Here is a 23,178-nt window from a genome sequence, read left to right as displayed (position 1 = left end):
TTCTCGTACACTATAGATTGCGGCCTCCTGTCATCTTAACTGTGGGCTGCACTTTTTCAAGCTTATAATTTGGTAGGAGGATTCCATGTCTGAGAATAAAGTAATAAATCCGGAGCAAACTCTCGTTCCATTGGAAATCCCTGAGAAACGGGATTTAGATATAGCGGGTGCTCCTCCTGTGCGCCTCCAAACGCTGGACCTGGCACGCCATATCGCGATTGCCCCTGACCACAAGCAGTATGTTGTCGCTACTTTTGCGGACCGCAATCTTGGCCGTGATTATGTAACCACCATCTATCCTCAACAAGGTGGCTACCATACACTGGTGCGTTTACCTCTCTGTGAATATATCTTTAGTGATCCAGAAGAAGCCCTCCAGCGGCACGTTGAACTGGTGCAGGTGATTCAGCAGGGGAAACTAAAGTTCTATCTGAAACAGAAGTAATAATAACTTATCATTTACAAAAATAAAAATTGTTGTGATATTCTCTTGACATAGCACAAGTATATTCCGTATACTTGGAAGCAGTGGGGATTACATGCGTAATCCCCAATACCTCACACATATGGTGAGATATTTTTTTCTGCCTTTTTAGCCGATTTTTATGAAAGGAGATGGCCGGCATGTTGAATAATCGTGTACTGTCTCATGTATTGCTGCGCGAGCGCGCTGCTATTTTTGATCACGATACCCATGCTGTGCTCGGTGCCGCCACGGGCGTGTACGCCTCAGGCCTTGCGGTCTTTGTGCGCCTCATCGGTGTGGCCCAGGGGACCAGTGTGCCCATCTCCCGGAGGAGACCGCCTGACATAATATAAAAGGCGCGTCAAATGTAAGAGCAACCCTCCAACCGTGGGCACTGGTGAAGCAACTTCCAGTCCACGGTTTTTTATTGCGTTTTTTTCTGAGGGCTTGAATTATCGTTTTGCTGATGAATGGAGGATGGTATGTCGTTTTGAGGCATGTGCCTGGGAATGTAATGGTAGAAGTATGGAATTTGTCACTGTCTGGTTGGACAGATACAGCCTGTTCGAATGTTCGATGTAGAGATTTCGGTGTTGATCTAGACTGAAGAGAGTTCTGATAGGTTTGGTTATTCCAAAGGAGAAAACTCTTGGCTATCACTGATCTTACAGCTATGCCATTGTTAAAAAATATTACCATTGATCCGACCAATGACGCGGTCGTCATCGATGGAGTGTCAAAGGTTTTTAAAAAATCACGTCCTTTATGGGATCGTTCACGGAAAAAAGCACTGGAAAATAAACAGAAAAACGAAGTGCGTGCGGTCGATAATGTCAATTTAACAGTTAAACGTCGTGAGATCGTCGGTATTTTGGGCGCTAACGGTTCAGGTAAATCTACCTTAATCCGTATTCTCTCAACGCTGTTGATTCCCGATGAAGGCTCGGTGCGCATCTTTGGCTATGATGTGGTCAAAGACGAATATACGGTGCAACGCCTGATCAATCGTGTGAGTGTGGAGGCATCGTTTTTCAAGAAGCTCTCGCCGATGGAAAACCTGCTCTATGCAGCTCGGCTCTATAACATGAATGGAGCAGAGGCACGCAAACGCATTCGCGAGATTCTGACGCGGCTGGGCATCAAACCTGATCGCATCGATGCGCCGTTGGAGAACATGTCTCGCGGTATGCAGCAGAAAGTAGCTATCGCACGGGCATTTCTGACATCGCCAATCCTGTTATTGCTGGACGAGCCAACGACCGGACTCGATCCGCGCTCAAAGATCGATGTGCAGAACTTTGTTAATGAGCTGCGTGATGTGCATGACGCGACCATCTTGATCACGACCCATGATATGGATGAGGCTGAGGCCCTGTGTGATCGCGTGGCCATTATTGATAAGGGACGTATCGTCGCCTCAGGTGAAACAGAGGCACTGAAGCGTACTGTGTCCGATCTTCACGGCAAAACAGAGTTGGTGTCGATGAATGAAGTGTTTATGCACTACACCGCTACCCATCTGATCACAGAAGAAGACGTGGAGCGCTATGGAAGTTGGGAAAAGGCCTTCGAGGTGTATGAGGCCCAGCGTGAAGAAGAAGAGAATAATTAAGGGGAGATTTTTACTATGTCTTCGATGATCCATCAGGCGCGTGCCAGTTATGCGTTTTTTGAACGCAACTGGAACCTGACCAAGCGCTACTGGGCCTGGGAGGTTGTCTGGCTCTTTTATAACGTTGTGAATGCTCTCAGCATAACGTTCATTGCTCAAGCTACGCCTGACCTGAAGCCGTCTCAGGTAAACTATATGATTCTCTACCTGTTGATTGGTACATCGGTCTGGACCTATTTGAGTGTCACCTTTGATGGAGTAACTGATGTCATCAATATTGAGCGCTGGGAAGGGACGATTGAGCATACCTTTATGGCTCCCATCTCGCGTTTTACGCATATGATTGGTAGCTGCTGGTATGCCATTGCGCACGGTCTGCTTTTCACGGCCCTGCAGTTGATCGTGGTGGTCTTCTTTTTCCATCTCGACCTCAGCCATGCCAACTATCTGACGGTCGTGTTTATGTTGCTCCTGGGTAGCATCTCGTTTATCGGCTTTGGGATCGCAACCTCGGTGTTGCCGCTGCTGTATACCGAAAAAGGTATGCAGATGTCCTTTATTGTGCGCGCCGTGATCCTGCTGGTTTCGGGCGTCTACTATCCAATTAGCGTTCTGCCGGCCTGGATGCAGCCACTATCCTGGCTCTCGCCAGCGACCTATGTGTTGAACGGCTTGCGCTTCGGATTACTGACAGGCAAACCGATCTGGTCGCCCGAGATCTGGGGCAACGTCTGGCCGCTGCTGATCACAGGCACGGTGAGTATCCCTGTAGGTATGCTGATCTTCCGCATGGCTGAACGCTACGCCAAACGCACAGGAAGATTGAAGCGCAACGGCTAATAGTTTTTGAGGTTGATTTATCAGGTGGAAGCGCTTGCGCCAATGTGCTGGAGCTTCCACCATCCAAGGGAATGGATAACATTTGTGATGATGAATATTCCTGACACCTTTACGGTTTGTCAGTTGACTCTAGATGATGCAGAAAAAGTGTACCAGCTCGCCGTGGCCAGCGAGCTCCATTGGCTGGGCAAAGTCGACATTACGCTGGACGATATGCGTCGGATGCTTGGGTCGCCGAATGTCGATCTGACCAGCGGCGGCTGGCTGGTGCTGAACCAGGAAGAGCAGGCGATTGGCTACGCGGTGATGGAACATGTGCAGCATGCACGCAACTTTGTGCGCTGTAGTGTGCATCCACAGTACCTCGACTGTGGTATTGGCGAACTGCTACTGGACAAGGCCGAGCAGTGGGCGCGAGAGAGGATTCCACTGGCCGCTCCTGATGTACGCGTCACCATGCGTGGGTTTTGTAATAATAAGAATCTTGCCTGGAAAAAGCTGCTGGAACAGCATGATTTTCAGCCAATTCGCAATTTCTGGGATATGGGAATCGAATTGTCAGCGGTGCCAGCGGCCCCGCAATGGCCTGAACATATCCGCATCATCAATCCGACTCCAGATATGATGCATGTTGTTTATGAAGCCGATGAAGATATCTTTCGGGATCACTGGGGCTTTATGAGCCAGAGCTTTGAGCAGTGGCAATACTGGACCACGCAGCGCGAAAAATTTGATCTTGCGCTCTGGTTTCTGGCTATGGATGGCGATGAGATTGCCGGGATCGCTCTCTGCGCCGATGAGGAAGATGGCGGCTGGGTGCATGTGCTGGGTGTGCGCCGTCCATGGCGTCGTCAGGGATTGGCCCTGGCGCTTTTACAGCATTCTTTTAGTGAATTTTTTCGTCGCGACATACATACGGTTTACCTGTCGGTGGATGCACAGAGTCTGACGGGCGCGACGCGCTTATATGAACGTGCCGGGATGCACGTTGTACAGCGATCGACCCAGTACGAGAAGGAGCTACGGGTAGGCAAGGAACCAGGTACGCTTACGCTTGAAGAATAAGATATCCAGACTTGACTTGCCTATCTTTTGTCTCCATCTAACCAGCTCGATTGCTGATGATGAATGGAGCACTGTTGTGATTATACGTTTACATCAATTGTCTGCACGTGCCCCGCGCCTGCAAGATAGTGCTGAGGTCGCACACTTGCAGAGCTTATACCAGGATGAGGCCGTCAGGTCTGAAGAGCAGCTAGAGGCTGAGCTAAAGGAGCGCTGGCAAGATAGTTGTTTTCAACTGGCGCGTGACGCCTGGATGATTGTAACACGGCAGCAGCAGGTGGTTGGCTATGCCGATGTACAGCGGAAAAGCAATGAGTCGTTAGCGCCAATCTATGCTTTTGAGATGGCCATCCATCCTGAGTATCAGGGCCGTGGTGTCGAAACACTTTTGATCCGCTTGGGAGAAGAGCGCATCCGCCAGCTAACTCGCGAGTTGATGATGCGATGCCAGATTCAAATTCATATTACCGTGAGTAGCGCAAATGAGTTGTTGCGTGAAATTATGCAGCACGAAGGCTATTGTTTGCAGCAACAGTTCTTGCGTATGCAGTTCGCTCTGGAACATATTGCCGATCCTTTGCTCTCAACCAATGCTGGCTTGTTAACCCTCCAGGTAGCGCTCAATGCTGATGAGCAGAGCGTGGTTACACGGGGGCAGGGAGCGCGCGATACCTACAGGGCTTCGAAATATAGTGTTTATGTCAAAACATTCGGGAGGAGACTCCAGGCAGAAGTGCCAGCTGTATTGCTGCCTTGCGCCACAGGATAGTAAAAATGGATAAAATTATGTTAGCGACACGCCAGGGCAGCGCTGCTGGCGTGTTTTTTTTGTAAATGTTGTGCTTATCCTGTGATATTGTTACCTTTCCGTGCTCTGCATAGTCCTAGTACATAGTTCTACCATTGATGGGAACTGAAAAGGCATCACCACCGAGGGGGAAGACGAAGAGATTGTTATGACAGTTGTATCGATAATTACTGCTATAACTTACATGAATGCCACCAATGAGGATAATATGCGTATATTGCTTTTTGTATTACTAATTGTGGCAATTGGCCTGATTATTTCTGGAGCTATTATTGCTCTGGTAACGTTATATAGCTATCGGAAGACTCGCTCGCACAATGCTGACCGTCTTCCGGGTGAATAATAAAATTAAGCGAGGGGTTATGGGCCGCCGACAAACGGTGACACCTTTATTAGTTGGAACTTTTATCCTGCGCGCGAATTCTGGCGCTGGAACTATTGTACTGGGACTCTTGCTCGCGCACATTGCGGCAAGCTCGGCCCATCAGATTACCAGCGTGCAAGTTGGCCTACTGCCAGTAGCTTTCTATATTTCTGAACTTACGCTGGCGCCTTTTATGGGTGGGTTGAGTGATCGCTGGGGACGGCGCAAATTTTTGGTGTTAGGACCTGTGTTTGGTCTGCTGCAAGCAGGCCTGCTCTTTTTTACTCCTACCCACCAGCCACTGCCCTATTTATTGAGCCTGCAAGTATTGGCAGGCCTGTCCGGAGCTATTACCGTTCCAGCAGTACTTGGCTATCTGGCCGATCTGACGGTGCATAATCAAAGCCGACGCGTACGCGTCATGAGCCTGTATGAACTGGTAACCAGTGGCGGTATCGCAGTTGGAACCGTGATGGGAGGTTTGCTCTGGTTTTGGTTCGGGCGTCTATCCTTTGTCTTTCTGGCTGCTAGTTACTTGCTAGTAATCTGGTGTATGTGGTTGTCGCCGCCAGCCCGCCAGATCGTGAGCCAGGAGAAAGTCGTTGAGACCGCGAAGCGCTACATAGTGATATTGCGGATGCCGCGTTTGCTGGCCTTTCTACCAGCCTGGCTGTGCATCAGCGCCCTGGTAGGTATCTGGCTGAGCTCGCAACTGACGTTTATCCTGTCGACCCCCGTGCGCTATCCACATCAATTGTTGATGGGCAGCATGAGTGGACCTGGAGGAGGACGCCTGTTGAGTCTGGTGCTGGGTGGGGTTGTACTCTTCTTCAGCCTGAGCTTGTTATTCTGGGCTTTCTTCCTGCAAAAGGTTGCGCGCCTGCGCCTGATGTTTACCTCGATTATAGGGGTTTACCTGGCCTGTATCGCCTTATTTGGCATCAATCATCGTGGAGCTAGTAATACAGGCATGATCTATGTCTGGCTGCCATTATTGCTGATAGGCATTTTCGCTGAAACCAGTTTTGCTCCTGCCGCTCTGGCTTACCTGGCAGATATTTCAGAAGAGGCCGCTAAAGATCGAGGCATGGTCATGGGTCTCTATTCCATCTTTCTGGGCCTGGGGCAGATACTGGGAAACGGTCTTGGTGGCATGTTTGCCCATCGCTTTGGCTTCGACGGGCTGATCTATCTCACCGTATTATTGGCCCTGGTGGCCCTGCTCTCTCTGTTCTGGCTGTTTGGCAAAGACAAGAAATATGGTAGCAGTTCATCGACTTATGTCAGGGATTGAATAAACTCCAGGCGATTGCCAAAGGGATCGCGTGTTTCAAAACGCTCAAAGCCTGGAATCGACACCCCGTCTAAGATCTGAAAGCCATGCGCCTGCAGTTTTTGTTTCCAGCTAGCGATATCGCTAACATGATACGCCAGGTGCGCTTTTGTGCTGGTGCGCTCCACTCCATCTTCTGTTCCAACATGGACCTGACGATCACCGACCTGTAGCCAGAAGCCGCCACGACCCTTCAGCGAGTCCGGCTTTTCTATCTCTGGCAGCCCGAGCAGGTGGCAATAATATTGCCGACCTTGCTCCTCGGCTCCGCGTGGAATCGTAATTTGCGCATGATGGAGACCTGTAATTGTCATAACGTACTTATCTACCTTTCACAATACGTTCTATATCGCGCTGTGCATCGCGCTTGGCGATAGTTGCGCGCTTGTCATAGAGTTTTTTACCACGACACAACCCTAATTCTATTTTTGCGCGACCCCCTTTGAGGTAGAGCTTTAAGGGTACCAGCGTCAGGCCTTTGGTCGCGACCCTGGCCAGCAACTGGTCGATTTCACGACGATGGAGCAACAGTTTACGCGTGCGCATCGGATCGTGATTGTAGCGATTCCCATGATCGTAGACCGCGATATTGGCATTTTCTAACCAGATCTCATCTTTGCGTGCCATCGCATAGGAACCGCGCAGCTGTACTTTGCCATCTCGAATTGATTTAATCTCGGTTCCAACGAGTGAAATGCCAACTTCCAGGGTTCGCTCTACTTCATAATCGTGATATGCCTGTCGGTTGACCGAGATGATCTTAATTGGCACCTGGTTAGTTTGTGTGGTCGCTTTTTTTGCTGAGGCTGCTTTAGCCATACTAAAAACTCCTTTTGGATAAAGGACGTCTATCTGCCGCATTGTTACGATGATACTATTATCTATTTTTTACGCAGCAGGAACACTGCAGAGCAGGTTCTTTTTTCTTTTACCTGGTAAGATAAAAATTGCCCGTCAAAAATCTCAATACCAGGAAAAGGGATGTGTTAATACACAGCTAGTGGGTGATGCCCTCATTATACAACAACCGGCTCCTATAGTCGACCTTAGCCTCTTCTTTATCGTTTTGGACCTCTGTTGGCAGCTTGTTTACCTGTTTTATGATATTTATGGGTGTTGCATTTAGTCTGACAATCCATCGGGTATAAAACGTTTGATAAGCAGACAGTAAATACAGCGAGCCAGAATAAAATAGAGCGTTGAATATGTAGCTCAACCTGGTGAAGTCTGGCTAGTCTTCACGTGAAGGCATTGATTTCCTGCATGAGAGGATTACCCCACCGGGCACAAAGGGTCGTCATACAACAGAATGAGAAAAGTTTGTTGCCCACTGCATTATGCTAGAGAAAGGTCACATTATGTTCTACCGTTTGGGCAAATTTGCCACCCGCCATCGCTGGTTGATTGTTGGGTTATGGATACTTGCCGCGGTGCTTGCGCTTCCCTTTGCTCCTCGCGCAAATCAAGTATTGCAATCTGGAGGCTTTGAGAGTCCTGACTCAGAGTCCCAAAGGGCGATTGATACGCTGGTGCAAAAGTTGCATGTCAATGAAACGATCGTACAAATTATTTTTACCAGCTCCCATTATACGGTTGAAGATCCACAATTTATTCAGCAATCCGAGCACGCCCTGGCCAATATCCGTGGTTGGTCCGAGGTTGCCCAGGTAACCAGCTATTTAGATAATCCACGCCAGGTTTCTCAGGATCGTCATGCTGCTTATGTCAACATTCAGATGAAACCGGATGCGAACACGGCGGCCAAACTGTTGCCAGAGTTAGAGCGGCGCTTACAGAAAGTACCGGATTTAAAGAGTAGTATTGGTGGCGGACCCGTTTTCTATGAAGATATTCAGAGCGTCAGCGAAAATGACCTGCGGCGAGCTGAACTGTTGGCCTTCCCATTTGCTATTATTGCTTTGCTATTTGTGTTTCGTTCAGTGGTTGCGTCGGCATTGCCAGCCCTGGTTGGCGGCTTTGCCGTGGTCGTATCCCTGGCTTTAATCTTTGCACTGGGGCACATCACTCCTCTTTCTATCTTTGTGCTCAACATCACCACACTGTTTGGTTTGGGGTTGGGCGTAGATTATTCACTGTTTATGGTGAGTCGTTTCAGGGAAGAACTGCTGCATGGACGGACTATTGAGGAGGCTGTGGCGGTGACCGTGGCCACAGCGGGCCGCGCAGTCACATTTTCAGGCCTGACTGTTTCGATTGGCCTATTTGGTCTGACCTTCTTCCATATTAACATGCTGCATTCGGTGGGCCTGGGTGGCATCCTGGTGGTGGTTCTGGCTGTCATGGCGGCCATTACCCTGTTGCCAGCGCTCCTATCGATACTAGGTTTGAAGGTTAATGCTCTGCCAGTGCGTCTGCCCCGCTTCAAGCGGCATCCAGTTGGAGCGGACATAGAATTGGACCCGCAGCATGGTTTCTGGTATCGGTTGTCGCATTTTGTGATGCACTATCCGCTACGCGTCTTCTTCCCGGTTCTGTTACTCTTGCTTAGCTTCGGAGCACCTTTTCTGGGGGTCCGTTTTTCCGCTCCTGACGCCTCAATCTTACCATCGTATGTGCCATCACGAGCCGCCTATGATCTACTGGTGCAGCGCTTCAATCAGCGCGAAACCACTCCTATCCTGATGGCTGTGCATACCAGTGGCAATGCTTTGACTCCTGAGAATATCAAAAATCTTTATTATTACGTCAAGCGCATTGAGGCCGACCCGCGTGTAGATCGGGTAGATAGTATTGTGAGCGCCGATCCACGCTTCACGCTGGAACAATACCAATTACTTTACTCACATCCTCAACTTATCGCTGATCCTTACCTGGGCGCCTTCCTGAAGGCATCTGTTTCGGGGGATACGTTGCTAGTGGAAGTAGTCAGTAAATATGGCATGGTCGATCCAAATTCGCAGGCGTTGGTGCAGACGATCCGCAACACCGATCCTGGTCATGGCATTTCTGTGCTGGTGGATGGCGGCACGGCCGGCAATATCGATTATGTCAGGTCGCTATATACGGATTTTCCGATCGCCGTTTTAGTTATCTCCATTACCACCTATATCGTGCTGCTCTTACTATTCCGGTCGCTCCTGCTGCCCTTAAAAGCGATCGTGATGAATACCTTATCTATCCTGGCCAGCTACGGCGCCCTGGTGCTGATTTTCCAGGATGGTTTCTTACACCAGATACTGGGTTTTACCCCCCTGGGATTTGTTGAGGCGTCCAGCCCGATCCTGCTTTTCTGCTCAATTTTTGGCCTCTCGATGGACTACGAGGTCTTTTTGTTGTCACGTATTCAAGAGGTGTTCTGGCAAACGGGCGATAATAAGCAGGCGGTGGCGCTGGGATTGCAGCGCAGCGGCGGTATTATTACGAGTGCGGCGGTGATCGTGATTGTGGTGAGCGCCTGTTTTGCGACCGCCGATATGATTCTGGTCAAAGCCCTGGGACTGGGCATGGCTCTGGCCGTAGTGATCGATGCTACGCTGGTGCGTGGTCTGCTGGTTCCCGCCACCATGCGTCTGCTGGGTAACTGGAACTGGTGGCTCCCCTTTGCTGGCGTCCAGAGCCATTCGCCCGCCCTGGCCGAGTACCTGGGACCGGCTGATGCTGGCAATGAACATACGGCATCCGATCAAACGAATATACAGGTAGGAGGCAAGCGATGAGGCAATGGTTGCGTTACAAATCAGCCTGGCTGTTGGGAGTGAGTTTGCTGCTCGCACTGGTACTCTCATCCTGTGCCTTTCCTGGCCTGACCACAACCTCCGCGACGTTGCCTCAGGTTAGCCAGCAGCCAACGAAAACGGAACTGCCCCCTATTCGGTTTCCGCGCGATGAGGGGGCGCATAACGATCTAACCGAATGGTGGTACTACACAGGCCATATGCAAGCGACCGATGTGGCTGGCAAGCAGCATACTTATGGGTTCGAACTGGTATTTTTCCAGGCCTTACGCAGCAATCTGCCAGCGGTTTATCCTGCCCATTTTGCTATCAGTGATATTACTCGTAGGGAGTTCCATTATGATCAGCAGCGCATAACTCAGTTCGCGGCTTCTCCTTCTGATGGACTATCAACGCAGGGTATTAACACGCACGTTGGCGACTGGTCTGTCCAGGGTCTGAACGGCAAGGACCACCTGGTGGCTTCAATGCAAAATTACGCCATTGATCTCAACCTGACCGGCCTTAAAGCGCCGACTCTGCATAACGGGAACGGTCTGATCACCTATGGACTTGGTGGCTTCTCCTACTACTATTCGCGTACGCGCATGCAGGTTGCTGGCACACTGCTTGATCACAACCAGTCTTTAAAAGTTACCGGTACGGCCTGGATGGATCATCAGTGGGGAAATTTCCTCACCCTGGGTGGCGGCGGCTGGGACTGGTATAGCATCCAGCTGAACAACAAGACAGAGATCATGCTCTACTTTATTCGCGATGCCAGTGGAAAAACTATTTCCACTTATATCGGTTACACCGATACTGACGGTAAAGCCTATATGCTGCCCGAGCAGTCATTGAAATCGACCGTCCTGGCTAAATGGACCAGCCCGACGACGGGCATTACCTATCCATCAGGCTGGCGCATCGATGTTCAGGATCCTCGCTTGCAAACGACCTTGACTATCAAACCGCTTTTGAAGAATCAGGAGCTGGTAGTAAAAAATTCGACCGGCAATACCTACTGGGAAGGTGCGGTAAGTATTGACGGACAGCACAAGGGACAGCCTGTGGCTGGTGAGGGATATGTAGAGCTGACGGGCTATACAAAATAGCCCGTTATCGTAGCGGCCATCAGAATGCGCCAGGAAATTACTTCCGCACCTCTGATGGCTTGCACCAGCGAAAGGTGCTTCCCATAAGGAAGCTGATCCCTATGCATCTGCCAGAATTGTTATTTACTTTCGCGCTGCTGGTAGAGTGGTAGAAGCAATTTTTTTCAGCTGACCATTAATACAGCCCAGATAGTCTTGTTGTGGTATATAGCGTCCCCTGCTATCGGCTTGCAGCGTAACGATCGCCAGCGTGTTTTCAAACAACAGATTGCGGTCAATGTGGACCGTGTTATCAATCGCGGCCAACGGTAAGATGCGCTGCTTGAGCCCTCCATAGCTCCAGCGGGAGATCCACGCCTGTAACTTTATCTTACGCTGGTCTGACGGGCTTAGCTCGTTCTGCAACGGCGTGGAGACAAACTGGTAGAGATAGGTGTCGGTATCTGGCCGATGCATTAATCTGGCGGCGAGCGCATACGAAAAATGCACATCGCCCGAGAGAATTAACGCATCTTTAGGCTGTTGAAAGAGTCGCAGCAGATCTTGCCAAGATACAGGATAAAGCGGCCAGTGATCAAAGCCGGCTCGTATAGCAATGCGTTGCTGCACGCGTGCCAATTGCAGGCCCAGTTGGCTCAAACGATTGTTTTTAGTCAGCCAGAAACGTTGTCCCGTCAGATACTCGAGCCAACCAATAGCAGGCGGCAGCAGTACTGGTACAGACGAGACCAGGATCGCCAGGGTACTCTGGTCGCTGGCATACCAGTTTTGTAGATCAGTGGTCTGCTTGCGACTGATGATGCGGGTCGGAGCTAATATATCCTCCTCCTTCTCCGTCATAGTGGCCGTTCTTTCAGTGCGCGCATTGGCAACAAAAATGGGAGGAGTCGATGATATTTCATAATGCCAGCGCAATCCCACCTCGCCATAAAGATCTCTACGTACATAATCGCGGAGCTGCTCAAGCGCATCCTCTCCACTCTCGGCGGCCTGCTGCATAATCGTCAACAACGGATGTTGCGTTGTATGTTGTATCAGGTTGCCCCAACCTTGATAGATCCAGTAAGCCACCAGACCATCAATCATCATCTGTTCTCGCCCCGCCTGGATAGCCGTGGAGCGCCAGGTTGGCATCGAGTTCCAGTTATTGGTAATCTCATGGTCATCGAAGATCATATATGTGGGAAGCGTAGCCAGCGCCTGGCGTACGCCGCTATCGGCCGACCAGGCGTAGTGATAAAAATGGCAAAAATCTTCATAGCTGGTCGCCTCAACGCCCAGGTGTGGTGAAGTCTGTCGCAGACTGGCCGAGGGCTCGTCGGCGTAGATCTGATCGCCGATCAATAGAAGCAGGTGTGGCCACGCGGTCTCGCGCTGCTCAAAATGCTCGCCCAGCCAGTGTCCTAGAGCACTCAAGGCATCGGGTTGATTGGCTTCCGCTTTGCGACAGGAGCCATAGGCGATGCGCAGAGGACTTGCCAGCGCGGAGGATGGCGTTGCCAGGGTGCGAAAACATTGTGCTACAGGCAGTGCTGCTATCTGTACAAGCTCTTCTCCGCTGGATGCTCCAATGAGCTGATAAGTATACCAGGTTGCCGCCTGTAAATGTCGTAGCTCCAGTGCCACATAGTGGTGACCACCAACCATAGTTGATCTCTGACTGACGGTTTGAGGCGCATCTGCTATCCCGTTTGTATAAACGCGCAGTGTGACAGTCTCAGCTGCCGTTAATTCGGCCCAGATAACGATACTGTCCGGACTGACAGCACGCACGAGTGGACCAACGCGAAGATCAGGCATACTATCCTCTCTTTATTCCTTAAAGTAGATGAGGTGTTTTAGATAGAGTATCACAAACTATAGATCTTATTTTTAACACAATCAGATCAAAAGTACATTAATTAAATAGAAAAAAAAATATAAACTAGAAGCAGGTAAATGTAGATAAACCTTGGTGTCAGGCGGTCTGACGCAATCTACCCGGAAGAGCATCTTTATAAAATAGTCTGAACTAAGTTCTCAGGCATTGACCCGCACTGGCACGGATGTGGTATACTTTGTGGCGATAGCAAACAGGCATTTTGCAGGTAGATAGGGATTTGTAGTATATTTGGGTTGTACTTGTTTGTGGAGCGCAAAAAAAGTGTGAAGATGTTAGTTAGTGCATAATTATAGCGTTCTTTGCGTATTGCCGGTTACGTGCGGCGAAAAACGTATTCAGTACACCTGATATGTCTCTCGCCTTTTTAAGGGAAGGGATCTCATCAACGCCGAAGATGATGAGGGTGTCAGCGAAATCTAGCAGGAAGCAATGAAAGCGAGAACTTACACCTCTGCTCTTGAAGAGTCTGCAATTATCGAGCGCGTGGCCCGCATTGTCTTTAGCGTGCGTGGCGCCAAGCCTGATTATACCGTCCTGGCGGCAGAGCTGGAATTGGCGGTGCCTTTTGATGTGTTCGGTGTAGTATTGTTACGCCATGATCGCCAGGCCGTACGTGTAACGGTGTGTCAGCGAGACGAAAGCGGAGACTGGAAAGCGCGCCTTCATCAGCATCCGCTTACCGACTCCATGCTAGAACAGGTATTGCGGCGACCAGCCTTACAGGTACGTGATTATCCAGAGGGACTGGATGGTTCGCCTTCTTCCAGCGGAGATGTTTTGAGTAGCTATCATCAGCTGCGCTCAACCCTGATTGCGCCACTGATGGTCGAAAATCGCGTTCTGGGTACCCTGGAACTGGGCAGTACGGCCCTGCACACCTATGCTGACCAACATCTGCAACGCCTGGTGGATGCCGTCGTCAAAATGCTCGCGGCAGCGATTGAAAGCGTCCAATTAGGCGGTAATGCGGCGATCCAGGATCGCCAGCGGCAGGCTTTGAAGGATGTGAGCCAGGCGCTAACCTCTAAAATGGAGCTCTCCACCGTTCTGCAACACATTGTTGCCGGGGTATCCAAAGCTCTCAGCGTTTCCTCTTTTATTATATTGCTCAACCGCCAAACCAATACCTTGCATTTAGAAGCTCAAGCTGAGGTAGCCCCGAAGCCGCTAGAAAGTATTCTGCAGCAACAAAATATCATGAGCGAAAAGAATATTTTCTGGCAAACACTCAAACGGCGCCAGCCATTGAGCTCACAAGATATTGCCACCGATGAGCACTATCCAGAGAGCCAGGTGCTGGCCAGTGAACTTGGGCTCCATTCGCTCTATTGCTATCCATTGGCTACCGGCTCAGCTGTCTATGGTGCTCTGGTTCTTTGTTCGACTGAAGCGGGAGGCTTCACACCACTCAAGAACGACATCCTGGCGCTCTTTGCCAATCAAGCTACTGTAGCCATCCACAACGACATGCTGTTAACTTCTATTAATCAACGCAGACAATTTCAATCGGCCATCGAACAGTTTGATTTGTTGCAGCCAGGCTATGATGCTGGCGCCACGGACGAACAACTCAGCGAGGAGCTCAGGCTTTTCAAAGAGATTCGCGCTCATGCTCAGCGCACATTTGGCTTAAATTTCAGTCAGTTGATGCGCTGGATTAGCGAGCAGCTCTTAACTCGGAGTGAACGTAACCTGCACAACATTCGCTATGCGATTGAGAACAAGCAGGCGATCGACCCATTTACCACTTCACTAGAAACTGAGCCACTGCTTCCGGCCGCGCTCTTATTCGAATCATCGCCGTTCCAGCCTGGCCCCGCGAATGTTGAAACACAGGACCTGTTAGCACAGACATCTGAATCGGCCCTGACGCGCGCTGCGATGATTGGCGAACTCAATCGCTTGATTATCCATCTGAAGCAGTCAACCAACTGGGTACGAGATCCCTGGTTTGTCGTAGACCTGGATGGATATTGCCTGTATATGAATCCTGCGGCCCGCCAATGGTGCGAATGGAATTTAGAAACTATCGCCACAGATTACTATCCGCAAATGCAGATGCTTGTTTCCTCTGTTGTGCAGGGCCGGTCGGTGGGACCATCGATTGAGGAAGTATTTGCCCGTTTGTTGCCACGGATACGCAACGTCGATGAGGTTCGCGCCTATCTACAAGACTTTACGCAGGAAAGTATCTATCGGCAAGCATTTCGCTGTATACTAGCTGAAGAGCCACTTGAGGTAGTGGCGCAGCCACAGTCAGAAATGGAGGGGAGCGCTACACGACAGGATGCTGCTGCCAGCGATCATCACTATCAGTTTAATTGTTATCCTCTTTACACGCAGTCGAGACAACTGGAAGCAATTGCTTTCCAGGTGCAAGATGTAACCGAGCAGGTGCGTGAAGAAAAAAATCGCTCCGCACTGCTATCAGCTTTTTCGCATGACCTGCGTACACCTCTGACAACCATCAAAGCTGCTGTTACTGGTCTCTTACAGGCCGACCTGGTGTGGAACGAAGAGGATCGTAATGAGATGCTGGTAGACATTGATAGTGAAGCCGATCATCTCACCATGCTAGTAAATGCGCTGATAGAGCTTTCGCGCATGGAAATGGGAGCCATGGAACTAAAACTGGAATGGTGTGACGTCTCAGAAATCTTGTATACAACCATTACAAAATTACAGCGCGCCCTGGGACATCGACAGCTCCAAATGCAGCTTCAATCGCCCTTACCACTGGTATATGTAGATCACGCCCGTTTAGGGCAAGTATTTTATAATCTGATCGAAAATGCAGCACGGCACAGTTCAGATTATAAGACTATTTCTCTTCTTATTGATGTGGTGCAGGATGAGAAAGAAGAATTGCGTGTGCGCGTAATTGATCAGGGGATCACAGTACCTGAGCATGAGCGTGAGCGAATTTTCACATCATTTCAAAGCCATGCATCGTTTTATGGCAATGGGCTTGCCCTGGCTACCTGTAAAGGTATCGTAGAAGCCCATCAAGGACATATCTGGGCGGAGGCGGCAAACGGTGAGGGGACTTGTTTTACCTTCCTTTTGCCGATCCATCCACAGACTGTTATACATAGAGACGAAAAGTTGCTAGCTGAACCTGCCGGAAGTGATATAAACTCGGGCATGGATGGCTAGTCTGGGCAAACGGCGTTGTGGGGGAAGGCATTGCTGCAGGCTTGGATACCTGTATGGAGGAACCGCTATGAGGGTGAAAGGGAAACGTATACTGGTCGTTGACGATGAGCCGCCAATTCAGCGCATCCTGCGCCGCAATTTGACGGTAGGTGGTTATGAAGTGCTGGTCGCAGAAAGCGGGAAGCAGGCCGTCGAAATGGTGAAGCTTCATCAGCCCGACCTGGTTTTGCTGGATATTTGTTTACCAGGTGGTATTGACGGTGTTGATGTGTGTGTCCAGGTGCGCCAGTTTACGCAGACACCAATCATTGTGCTCTCAGCAGTAGCAGAGGAAAAGCAGAAAATCAAGGCCCTGGATTATGGGGCAGACGACTATCTGACCAAGCCATTTAGCAATGATGAACTCCAGGCGCGTGTCCGAGCTTGTCTCAGGAGAGCCGGTACGAAAGAGGCGACCAATGAGCGAGAGCCAGAGATACTGACCAGCGAGGACAGCTATCTTTATATGGATGTTGTGCGGCGACAAGTGCGAGCAGGCTCACAAGAGGTTCGCCTGACGCCGACCGAGTTTGAATTGCTGCGCCAACTCATGTTATATGCCGGCAAAGTAATGACGCACCGCGCGCTCCTACGTGCAGTCTGGGGACCCGAGTATGGTGAAGAAGCCGATTATTTACGTGTCTATGTGCGCCAGCTTCGGCTGAAAGTTGAGCCCGAGCCATCGCGACCAAAGTATATCGTTACTGAGCCGGGTATTGGGTATGTATTCAGATCTCAAGGAGAAAATTAGAATCTTTAATATAATTTTAATGCCATCTTGTGTTTTTTTTATAGCGACCTGACAGATTTAGCAGTACACTTTTAGTATGCAGGTCTTTTAGCCTGCAAACATGGATCTAGCTGGTAAAAACATTCCTTTTTGTGTTACTGTATACCATAATAAGTTCTGGCATTATACAGCGATTCGATGTATGATGATGGCAGACAACGAGGCATGTGGGGGGGTGGTGGAAAATCGGGATTTTTAGTATGCTATGGCCGGTGAACAGTTAACCATGAGATGCTAAACGCCGGTACGGTGAATAATACTTGAGATATTATCGTATGAACCTGGGATGACATTGAGATAGTACGTGTGGGGAGGACGAGGACAACCTTTTACCTGCGGCGCTAAGAGGGAAATTTCTTCACAATAATCGAATAAAAAGGTCTCCCTTTGTATCATACAGAAAATAAAAATAGATATGTGTTTGTGGTTAAAAAACGCAACTGTTGCCCGTGTTGTATGTGTTGGCTCTGTCAGGAAGCGCGGTTGAAAGGTAACAGTGCTTTTACGCTGGGGGAGGATTTGGAGCAATAATGTAGGATGACATCCGCACCGCGTCGTAACGAAACTATTTATTATAGGGATGAATAGGACTCTCGTGATACGTTCGCTGTTTGCTGGTTCGTTGTGCATAGTAAATATATTTTGCATTATTGCATAAAGAATGCATGTCAACGTACCTGGATGTTTTCCGAGCCACTCATATAACACATAAAGCAAGTGCGGATGCCCTGGCATACTTGAAAATGGGCATGCGCATTCTGCTTATAGACAGGCGTTGTAGTGCCATGGATGGATATCTACAGAGGACCTGTGACAAGACCGCTTGCACAATCAATATCTTACCTATCTCTGCAAGCTAGTCTGGTAAAGGAACTGGGAGAAGAATGGAGCAGCAAGACCGTATCATGGATGGAGACTTACAAACTCTGGGTCTCCAATCCATTTTAAAAATGCTTGCCCTGAGTGGAAAAACTGGAAAGTTATTTGTGTCTTCGGGACCAGAGACGCTTTCAATCAGCTTGCGTAAAGGGCAAATTGTAGGTTTACATGAAGATGGAGTGCCTCCGCCTGATGTGCTGGGAATGCTCTGTTTGCTCAATAAATTAGATCCACCACGTGCACAATATATTCGAGAGCTGGCACGCGGAGATATGCAGATGTCGCTCGCGCTTCTGGTTGAGCGTGGCTGGATGGCTGCCAACGAGATGCAGCGCCGTCTCGAATTTCTGGTCACGCAATCGATCAGTCACGCCTTGCGCTGGGTAAATGGTCGCTTTGCCTTTCACCGCCAGGTTATCCCGATGGAGAGCAAAATGCAACCACTGGATGTGGACTCCGTCTTGTTGGAAGCATTGCGCCAGGCGGACGAATGGGAAGAAGTCACCGCTGAAGGTGTAACCCAACTTACCCGTACCACTGTGGCCCGCTGGCAGCCTGAGGTCAGCAACGATGTGCGCAACCTGGGTCTTAACCAGGAGGGCATTGAAGTCCTGTGCCTCTCCAATGGAGAACTAACCCTTCAGGCGGTCGCACTGGCTCTAATGATGCCCGAAGCACGGATTGCTCGCATTATGGCCCGGCTGTTAGAGTTAAATTTGATCGAAGTGGTAGATACCGCTCTGGAAACTGAACTGCAGGGTGACCTCTCAAATATCATTATCAAATGCCAGTACTTATTAGCACAGCAGCGTCAATCTTCCAGTCCAGCCCAACATCTCCTGGGTTTAATTACAACTCTGTCCGAGTGTATCAATGGTCTCCTTGTGCACCATGGCTTATATGCGCGTAGCTTGCGAGGGCGAGGCAAAATCCCTTCCATGGAAATTGCCCGTTATCTTGAACGCCGTTTTGTGCCACAATTGCAGGCCTTATCACAACAGCAATTTCCGCTTCTGGAAACAGCGACATTTCACTATGGCCAACTCGACTGTAATGATATACTGACGCTCAACAAAGTTGTGAAGGGTGAGCAGCTAGAAGAGTTTTACTGGGAAGCGGTACAAGGCCTGGTTGCCTTTTTACGTATGGTCTTTACCGAACTATTGCGCGACGAGGTTGGAAACTCACATATCGGGCGCCAACTGAATGTGGCATGGCGAATCTTCTTATCAGAGATTGATCACGAGGTTCAGCAATACCAGATTTACCGGGCGCATCGCAACACCCAGAACTCGCGAGGTCGAGATGCTATCCAACCCTCATCACTTGGAATTGTACAAAATTGGCAGAACCCCGCCGACAACAATGGGGAAATGTGGTCGCCTGATACGCGAAGGAGGTCAATTTAATGGCTGAGCCAACAGTACTTGTTGTGGACGATAGTCCTACTGTACGCAAAATTGTGCAGATGACTCTACAGAGAGAACACATTAAAGTGGTGACGGTAGGAGATGGTCTGAGCGCGTTGACTTCGGTCGCCGATGAGATGCCAGCCCTTATTTTGCTTGACATCCAACTTCCACGGATGGATGGGTACCAAATTTGCCAGATAATACGCAAACACTTGCAGTTTCGACAAATTCCCATTATTATGCTCAGTGGGAAGGATGGCTTGTTTGACAAGATGCGCGGCCGTTTAGCCGGGTCAACAGAGTATCTTACTAAACCATTTGACTCAGCCGAACTTGTACAAACAGTCAAAAAACACCTTGCGAACTGGCAAGAACGTGTACCTGTTCAACAAGAAGGGACACGCCCTCGCTTACGCTATCGCGGCTAATCTCCAATATCAGTACCGGTGATGCTCAGCATCTTTGGTCGGCAGGGTTGGAGGGTAGGCTAAATTCCCATTGCTTGGTTTGCTCGTTAGGAAAGGTTAGAATCGGATGCCTGGGCAGAAAATACTTGTTGTGGATGACAGTTGGACAGAACTAACAATGATTGTCACGCCATTGCGTAATAGCGGTTTTGATGTTGTGACCGCGATTGATGGTGATGAGGCAGTCGAAAAAGTATTTAAAGAACGTCCACAGTGTATTGTACTTGATGTTGTGTTGCCTAAGCAAAATGGATTTCAGGTATGTCGCAAATTAAAGAGCTCTGAAGTGAGCCGGCATATCCCGATCATTTTGCTGACGTCGAAGAATACCCCGTTGGATAAAGCATGGGGAATGCGGCAGGGGGCTGACCTCTATCTTACCAAGCCCTTTAATGGTGATGAATTAGTTGCTAGTGTGCGACGCCTTATTTAAGTAGTCGTACGGGCAGGGTTCAAGGTTGAGGGAGGATGCCTTTCCTCCTCTCCCTGCCACAGATGTCGCATAGGATGCCTCTCGCTTCTTGTGCCCTATATGGAGTAAGTTTTTGTGTCCAGTGAAGATCAGAAAAAACGTGAAGCCTTTGCTGCAATTCAGCAATTAATCTCGCAGTCTCCATCGGTTGCAGCTCTGCAGTTGCAACTGGCGCAGGGGCAATTTGGCGTGAATGGTTCTCCCAGTGGAGAAACGCCGCCTCCTGCCATTACTGGAGAACAATATCTGGTGTTTTCTCTCGCTGATCGTGAACTGGCTGTGAAGGCTGAGCTGGTGCAAGGCGTTGAGCGGCTGGTTGAGTTAACGCCGGTTCCTAATGTCGTTTCCTGGGTTAGGGGGGTGATGAACCTGCGGGGTTCTATCGTTTCAGTGGTAGACTTGCGAATGTTTCTAGGTCTAGAGCAGGTGGCCTACACACCACAAACGCGTTTGTTATCGCTACAAACGAATGAGATGGTCATCTGTCTGGCGGTGGATAGTGTTAGTGAAATGCTACCGATTCCCGCTACTACTATCAATGGAAATGTGCGCCAGGCTATTATTCCATCCTGGGCGGCTCCTTACGCTATGGGTGGGGCATCGCTGCCTAATCGTGGAATTATTGTTCTGGATGTGGCTCGCCTTCTTTTCTCCGAAAAAATGCAGCGCTATAAGGCCTAATGATAATAGTGCGGGGCCTATCGTAGGTCACCTGAATTGAGATAGATATATTTTTATCAATGGAGGTCTGGCGGATGAATCCTGATCAAAATAAAAGTGGTTCGGCGCTCAGTGGGCCCTTTACACTAGGGCTACTTGGTTCCGTCGTTGTCCCTGTATTATTGTTAGTTGTTACTGCTATTTTGTCTTTTAGTTCTAATTCAACAGTTGGTATTATTGCCGGTATCGGCGCCATTGTTGTTCTTATTATTGGTATTGCCTCAAATCTTTATGTCCAAAATAGTGTAAAGAGTCGTTTATTAGGACTGGCCGAGATCTGCCGCGATTTTATGAGTGGCGATCGTTCGGTGCGTGCGGCGGTCAATGGCGATAGCGAGCTGGCTCAACTGTCGAGCTCATTGAATGCTATCCTGGATAGTCAGGGCTCTACCCCCAACATTTCAATGGGACCGGCTGGAAATGATGCGGCGGCCCTACAGGCACAGATCGAAAAACTGCTGCAAGAGGTAAGCGCGGTTGGTGACGGTGATCTGCGCGTCCAGGCTGAAGTGACCCCGGACACCCTGGGTGTGCTGGCCGACTCATTCAACTATATGATTGAAGAGCTGGCAAAGGTTGTGGGTCGTGTACAGTCAACGGCTGTACAGGTTACCAATGCTACCCGCCGTATTCTGGATCGTTCGGCTGAACTGGCTCAAGCCTCTGAGACACAGGTGAAACAGATTGCCCAGACTACTGAGGCTGTAGAAGCGTTGGCCGTCTTTATTCAAAACGTGGCCCGTAATGCCCAGTTGAGCGTGGATGTGGCCCAAGAAGCGCTGCGCAGTGCCACTAATGGTCAGCAAGCTGTGCGTCAGACGATTGAAGGAATGATGCTCATTCGTGAGAACGTACAGGAAACCTCGAAGAAAATTAAGCGTCTCGGTGAGCGCTCAAACGAAATTGGTGAAATCGTACGTATCATTGAAGACATCGCCGACCAAACGAACTTGCTGGCTTTGAACGCTGCCATTCAATCCGCTATGGCGGGTGAGCATGGCCGTGGTTTTGCCGTTGTTGCCGACGAAATCCGCCTGCTTGCAGAACGTTCGACCGAGTCAACCAAACGTATTGCAACCCTGGTAAAAAGTATCCAGGGTGATACATATGAAGCTGTGGTTGCTATGGAAGATAGCACCCAGGAAGTGGTCAAAGGATCTCAACTGGCTGATGATGCTGGTCGCTCACTGAACTCTATTTACAGCGCAGTAGAACGACAAGCTCAAATGATTGAAAATATTGCTCGCGCCGCTAACGAACAGACCTCGGTCTCTGAAGCGGTGGCTGTAGCCATGGGCCGCATTTCTGAAATCACCCGCCAGACTGATGCCGGTACGCAGGAAGCTGCGGTCAGCGTAAGTTACCTGGCTGAACTTTCTGAACAGTTGCGTGCTTCAGTTTCAACCTTCCGTCTGCCCGATCGTACAAATGACATGCTTGGCTCGTTTTCTAATATGACATCAACAACTGAGTCACAAGATCGAGGCGACCAGCCATTTGGCTCTTTGCCTGGTGTCGGATCTGATAGTGGCTGGAGTCAGAATTTCTCAGGGAACTTCCCGCCGCTACCCGAGCCTGGTAACACTGGTTCATTAGTCTCATTGGGGACGCGCTCTGGACAATTCTCTGGGAATGGACAACCAGACTTCGGCAATCCAGCCGCTTTCTCGTCAGCAGGTATGCCATCACAGATTCCAGCATCCGGCAACTTTGGTATCAATAACAACCAGCAATTCTTTGGTGGTAACCAGTTAGATTTTGGTAATCTGGGTGATTTTGATAGCCAGCAGCAGGGAATGGATCAGAGCTTTGGTGTGCCACAATATGGCAGTCAGGGTAGTGGTAATGCTGGCTCGGCCTTTCCCCAGAACGTAAATTCTGGTTTCGCGCAGCAGGTACCTAATTCCGGATTGCTTCCGCCTCCGTACCAGCTGCCACAGCAGCAGCCCGGTCAGGCCAGCAATTCACGTCCGCGCTGGCAAAGTGGAATCCACGACCAGAATCAGTAATTGTTCATATAAGCCTGCTATCGTGTGAGCGAAAAAGAGAAAGCGGGCTTATAGAAGTAAGGTGTTATCTTTCTC

20 protein-coding genes are annotated in these 23,178 nt (G+C 49.7%); 17 read left to right on the top strand and 3 right to left on the bottom strand.

Annotated elements, in window-relative coordinates; all coding sequences use genetic code 11:
• The first annotated feature begins 85 nt into the window (after positions 1-85).
• The 8 genes from JMI88_RS10800 to JMI88_RS10765 all read left to right on the top strand — a co-directional run bounded on the left by JMI88_RS10800 (position 86) and on the right by JMI88_RS10765 (position 6,449).
• Positions 86-445, top strand: a complete 360-nt coding sequence (locus JMI88_RS10800; RefSeq protein WP_201361837.1) for a hypothetical protein — start codon at positions 86-88, stop codon at positions 443-445.
• Positions 446-624: 179 nt separating this feature from the next.
• Positions 625-819 carry a hypothetical protein gene (locus tag JMI88_RS10795; protein ID WP_201361836.1) on the top strand — a complete coding sequence of 65 codons (195 nt, stop codon included), beginning with the start codon at positions 625-627 and terminating at the stop codon, positions 817-819.
• A 320-nt stretch (positions 820-1,139) separates the two neighbouring features.
• Positions 1,140-2,078, top strand: coding sequence for an ABC transporter ATP-binding protein (locus JMI88_RS10790; RefSeq protein ID WP_201361976.1), 939 nt, complete (start codon positions 1,140-1,142; stop codon positions 2,076-2,078).
• A gap of 15 nt (positions 2,079-2,093) precedes the next feature.
• Positions 2,094-2,918 (top strand): ABC transporter permease, encoded by an 825-nt coding sequence (locus tag JMI88_RS10785; RefSeq protein ID WP_201361835.1) that lies wholly within the window; start codon positions 2,094-2,096, stop codon positions 2,916-2,918.
• An 87-nt stretch (positions 2,919-3,005) separates the two neighbouring features.
• Positions 3,006-3,983 (top strand): GNAT family N-acetyltransferase, encoded by a 978-nt coding sequence (locus JMI88_RS10780; RefSeq protein ID WP_201361834.1) that lies wholly within the window; start codon positions 3,006-3,008, stop codon positions 3,981-3,983.
• 76 nt (positions 3,984-4,059) lie between these two features.
• A complete protein-coding gene (locus JMI88_RS10775; protein ID WP_201361833.1) occupies positions 4,060-4,752 on the top strand; it encodes a GNAT family N-acetyltransferase in 693 nt (230 codons plus the stop codon).
• Positions 4,753-4,939: 187 nt separating this feature from the next.
• Positions 4,940-5,134: a hypothetical protein gene (locus JMI88_RS10770; RefSeq protein ID WP_201361832.1), complete on the top strand. Its 195-nt coding sequence runs from the start codon at positions 4,940-4,942 to the stop codon at positions 5,132-5,134.
• Positions 5,135-5,153: 19 nt separating this feature from the next.
• A complete protein-coding gene (locus JMI88_RS10765) occupies positions 5,154-6,449 on the top strand; it encodes an MFS transporter (protein WP_201361831.1) in 1,296 nt (431 codons plus the stop codon).
• Here JMI88_RS10765 and JMI88_RS10760 read toward each other — a convergent pair.
• The gene (locus JMI88_RS10760) at positions 6,434-6,802 is read right to left on the bottom strand and encodes a VOC family protein (RefSeq protein WP_201361830.1); all 369 of its coding nucleotides are present in this window, start codon (positions 6,800-6,802) and stop codon (positions 6,434-6,436) included. The two genes, JMI88_RS10765 and JMI88_RS10760, sit on opposite strands and share 16 nt — an antisense overlap.
• Positions 6,803-6,809: 7 nt before the next feature.
• Positions 6,810-7,307: an SsrA-binding protein SmpB gene (smpB, locus tag JMI88_RS10755; RefSeq protein WP_201361829.1), complete on the bottom strand. Its 498-nt coding sequence runs from the start codon at positions 7,305-7,307 to the stop codon at positions 6,810-6,812.
• Between the two features lie 539 nt (positions 7,308-7,846).
• On the opposite strand from smpB, the gene JMI88_RS10750 reads away from it, so the two are divergent.
• Positions 7,847-10,165 carry an MMPL family transporter gene (locus JMI88_RS10750; protein ID WP_201361828.1) on the top strand — a complete coding sequence of 773 codons (2,319 nt, stop codon included), beginning with the start codon at positions 7,847-7,849 and terminating at the stop codon, positions 10,163-10,165.
• Positions 10,162-11,277 carry a lipocalin-like domain-containing protein gene (locus JMI88_RS10745; RefSeq protein ID WP_201361827.1) on the top strand — a complete coding sequence of 372 codons (1,116 nt, stop codon included), beginning with the start codon at positions 10,162-10,164 and terminating at the stop codon, positions 11,275-11,277. Before JMI88_RS10750 ends, JMI88_RS10745 begins: the two co-directional genes overlap by 4 nt.
• 123 nt (positions 11,278-11,400) lie before the next feature.
• On the opposite strand, the gene JMI88_RS10740 is transcribed toward JMI88_RS10745, so the two are convergent.
• Positions 11,401-13,077 carry an alkaline phosphatase D family protein gene (locus JMI88_RS10740; protein ID WP_201361826.1) on the bottom strand — a complete coding sequence of 559 codons (1,677 nt, stop codon included), beginning with the start codon at positions 13,075-13,077 and terminating at the stop codon, positions 11,401-11,403.
• Between the two features lie 511 nt (positions 13,078-13,588).
• On the opposite strand from JMI88_RS10740, the gene JMI88_RS10735 reads away from it, so the two are divergent.
• The 7 genes from JMI88_RS10735 (at position 13,589) to JMI88_RS10705 (ending at position 23,103) form a co-directional block, all read left to right on the top strand.
• On the top strand, positions 13,589-16,315 hold the full coding sequence (locus JMI88_RS10735; RefSeq protein WP_201361825.1) for an ATP-binding protein: 2,727 nt from the start codon (positions 13,589-13,591) through the stop codon (positions 16,313-16,315).
• A gap of 67 nt (positions 16,316-16,382) precedes the next feature.
• A complete protein-coding gene (locus tag JMI88_RS10730) occupies positions 16,383-17,105 on the top strand; it encodes a response regulator transcription factor (protein WP_201361824.1) in 723 nt (240 codons plus the stop codon).
• 923 nt (positions 17,106-18,028) lie between these two features.
• On the top strand, positions 18,029-19,432 hold the full coding sequence (locus tag JMI88_RS10725) for a DUF4388 domain-containing protein (protein ID WP_201361823.1): 1,404 nt from the start codon (positions 18,029-18,031) through the stop codon (positions 19,430-19,432).
• Positions 19,432-19,863, top strand: a complete 432-nt coding sequence (locus tag JMI88_RS10720) for a response regulator (protein WP_126548954.1) — start codon at positions 19,432-19,434, stop codon at positions 19,861-19,863. Before JMI88_RS10725 ends, JMI88_RS10720 begins: the two co-directional genes overlap by 1 nt.
• A gap of 106 nt (positions 19,864-19,969) precedes the next feature.
• Entirely contained in the window at positions 19,970-20,335 is a 366-nt protein-coding gene (locus JMI88_RS10715) for a response regulator transcription factor (protein WP_201361822.1), read from the top strand.
• A gap of 114 nt (positions 20,336-20,449) precedes the next feature.
• The gene (locus JMI88_RS10710) at positions 20,450-21,055 is read left to right on the top strand and encodes a chemotaxis protein CheW (protein WP_201361821.1); all 606 of its coding nucleotides are present in this window, start codon (positions 20,450-20,452) and stop codon (positions 21,053-21,055) included.
• Positions 21,056-21,129: 74 nt separating this feature from the next.
• Positions 21,130-23,103 (top strand): methyl-accepting chemotaxis protein, encoded by a 1,974-nt coding sequence (locus JMI88_RS10705; protein WP_201361820.1) that lies wholly within the window; start codon positions 21,130-21,132, stop codon positions 23,101-23,103.
• The last annotated feature ends 75 nt before the right edge of the window (positions 23,104-23,178 follow it).

Source organism: Dictyobacter formicarum, assembly GCF_016587435.1.
The sequence above is the reverse complement of the archived record's forward strand: the minus strand, read 5'-3'. Positions and strand labels throughout refer to the sequence as shown.

Bases quoted from the DNA above. Each gene is read 5' to 3' on its own strand.
- JMI88_RS10785 (WP_201361835.1), top strand. From the start codon at position 2,094: ATGTCTTCGATGATCCATCAGGCGCGTGCCAGTTATGCGTTTTTTGAA.
- JMI88_RS10770 (WP_201361832.1), top strand. From the start codon at position 4,940: ATGACAGTTGTATCGATAATTACTGCTATAACTTACATGAATGCCACC.
- JMI88_RS10765 (WP_201361831.1), top strand. From the start codon at position 5,154: ATGGGCCGCCGACAAACGGTGACACCTTTATTAGTTGGAACTTTTATC.
- JMI88_RS10730 (WP_201361824.1), top strand. From the start codon at position 16,383: ATGAGGGTGAAAGGGAAACGTATACTGGTCGTTGACGATGAGCCGCCA.
- JMI88_RS10725 (WP_201361823.1), top strand. From the start codon at position 18,029: ATGGAGCAGCAAGACCGTATCATGGATGGAGACTTACAAACTCTGGGT.
- smpB (WP_201361829.1), bottom strand. From the start codon at position 7,307: ATGGCTAAAGCAGCCTCAGCAAAAAAAGCGACCACACAAACTAACCAG.
- JMI88_RS10715 (WP_201361822.1), top strand. From the start codon at position 19,970: ATGCCTGGGCAGAAAATACTTGTTGTGGATGACAGTTGGACAGAACTA.
- JMI88_RS10795 (WP_201361836.1), top strand. From the start codon at position 625: ATGTTGAATAATCGTGTACTGTCTCATGTATTGCTGCGCGAGCGCGCT.
- JMI88_RS10720 (WP_126548954.1), top strand. From the start codon at position 19,432: ATGGCTGAGCCAACAGTACTTGTTGTGGACGATAGTCCTACTGTACGC.
- JMI88_RS10735 (WP_201361825.1), top strand. From the start codon at position 13,589: ATGAAAGCGAGAACTTACACCTCTGCTCTTGAAGAGTCTGCAATTATC.
- JMI88_RS10800 (WP_201361837.1), top strand. From the start codon at position 86: ATGTCTGAGAATAAAGTAATAAATCCGGAGCAAACTCTCGTTCCATTG.
- JMI88_RS10780 (WP_201361834.1), top strand. From the start codon at position 3,006: ATGATGAATATTCCTGACACCTTTACGGTTTGTCAGTTGACTCTAGAT.
- JMI88_RS10750 (WP_201361828.1), top strand. From the start codon at position 7,847: ATGTTCTACCGTTTGGGCAAATTTGCCACCCGCCATCGCTGGTTGATT.
- JMI88_RS10745 (WP_201361827.1), top strand. From the start codon at position 10,162: ATGAGGCAATGGTTGCGTTACAAATCAGCCTGGCTGTTGGGAGTGAGT.
- JMI88_RS10760 (WP_201361830.1), bottom strand. From the start codon at position 6,802: ATGACAATTACAGGTCTCCATCATGCGCAAATTACGATTCCACGCGGA.
- JMI88_RS10740 (WP_201361826.1), bottom strand. From the start codon at position 13,077: ATGCCTGATCTTCGCGTTGGTCCACTCGTGCGTGCTGTCAGTCCGGAC.
- JMI88_RS10790 (WP_201361976.1), top strand. From the start codon at position 1,140: ATGCCATTGTTAAAAAATATTACCATTGATCCGACCAATGACGCGGTC.
- JMI88_RS10705 (WP_201361820.1), top strand. From the start codon at position 21,130: ATGAATCCTGATCAAAATAAAAGTGGTTCGGCGCTCAGTGGGCCCTTT.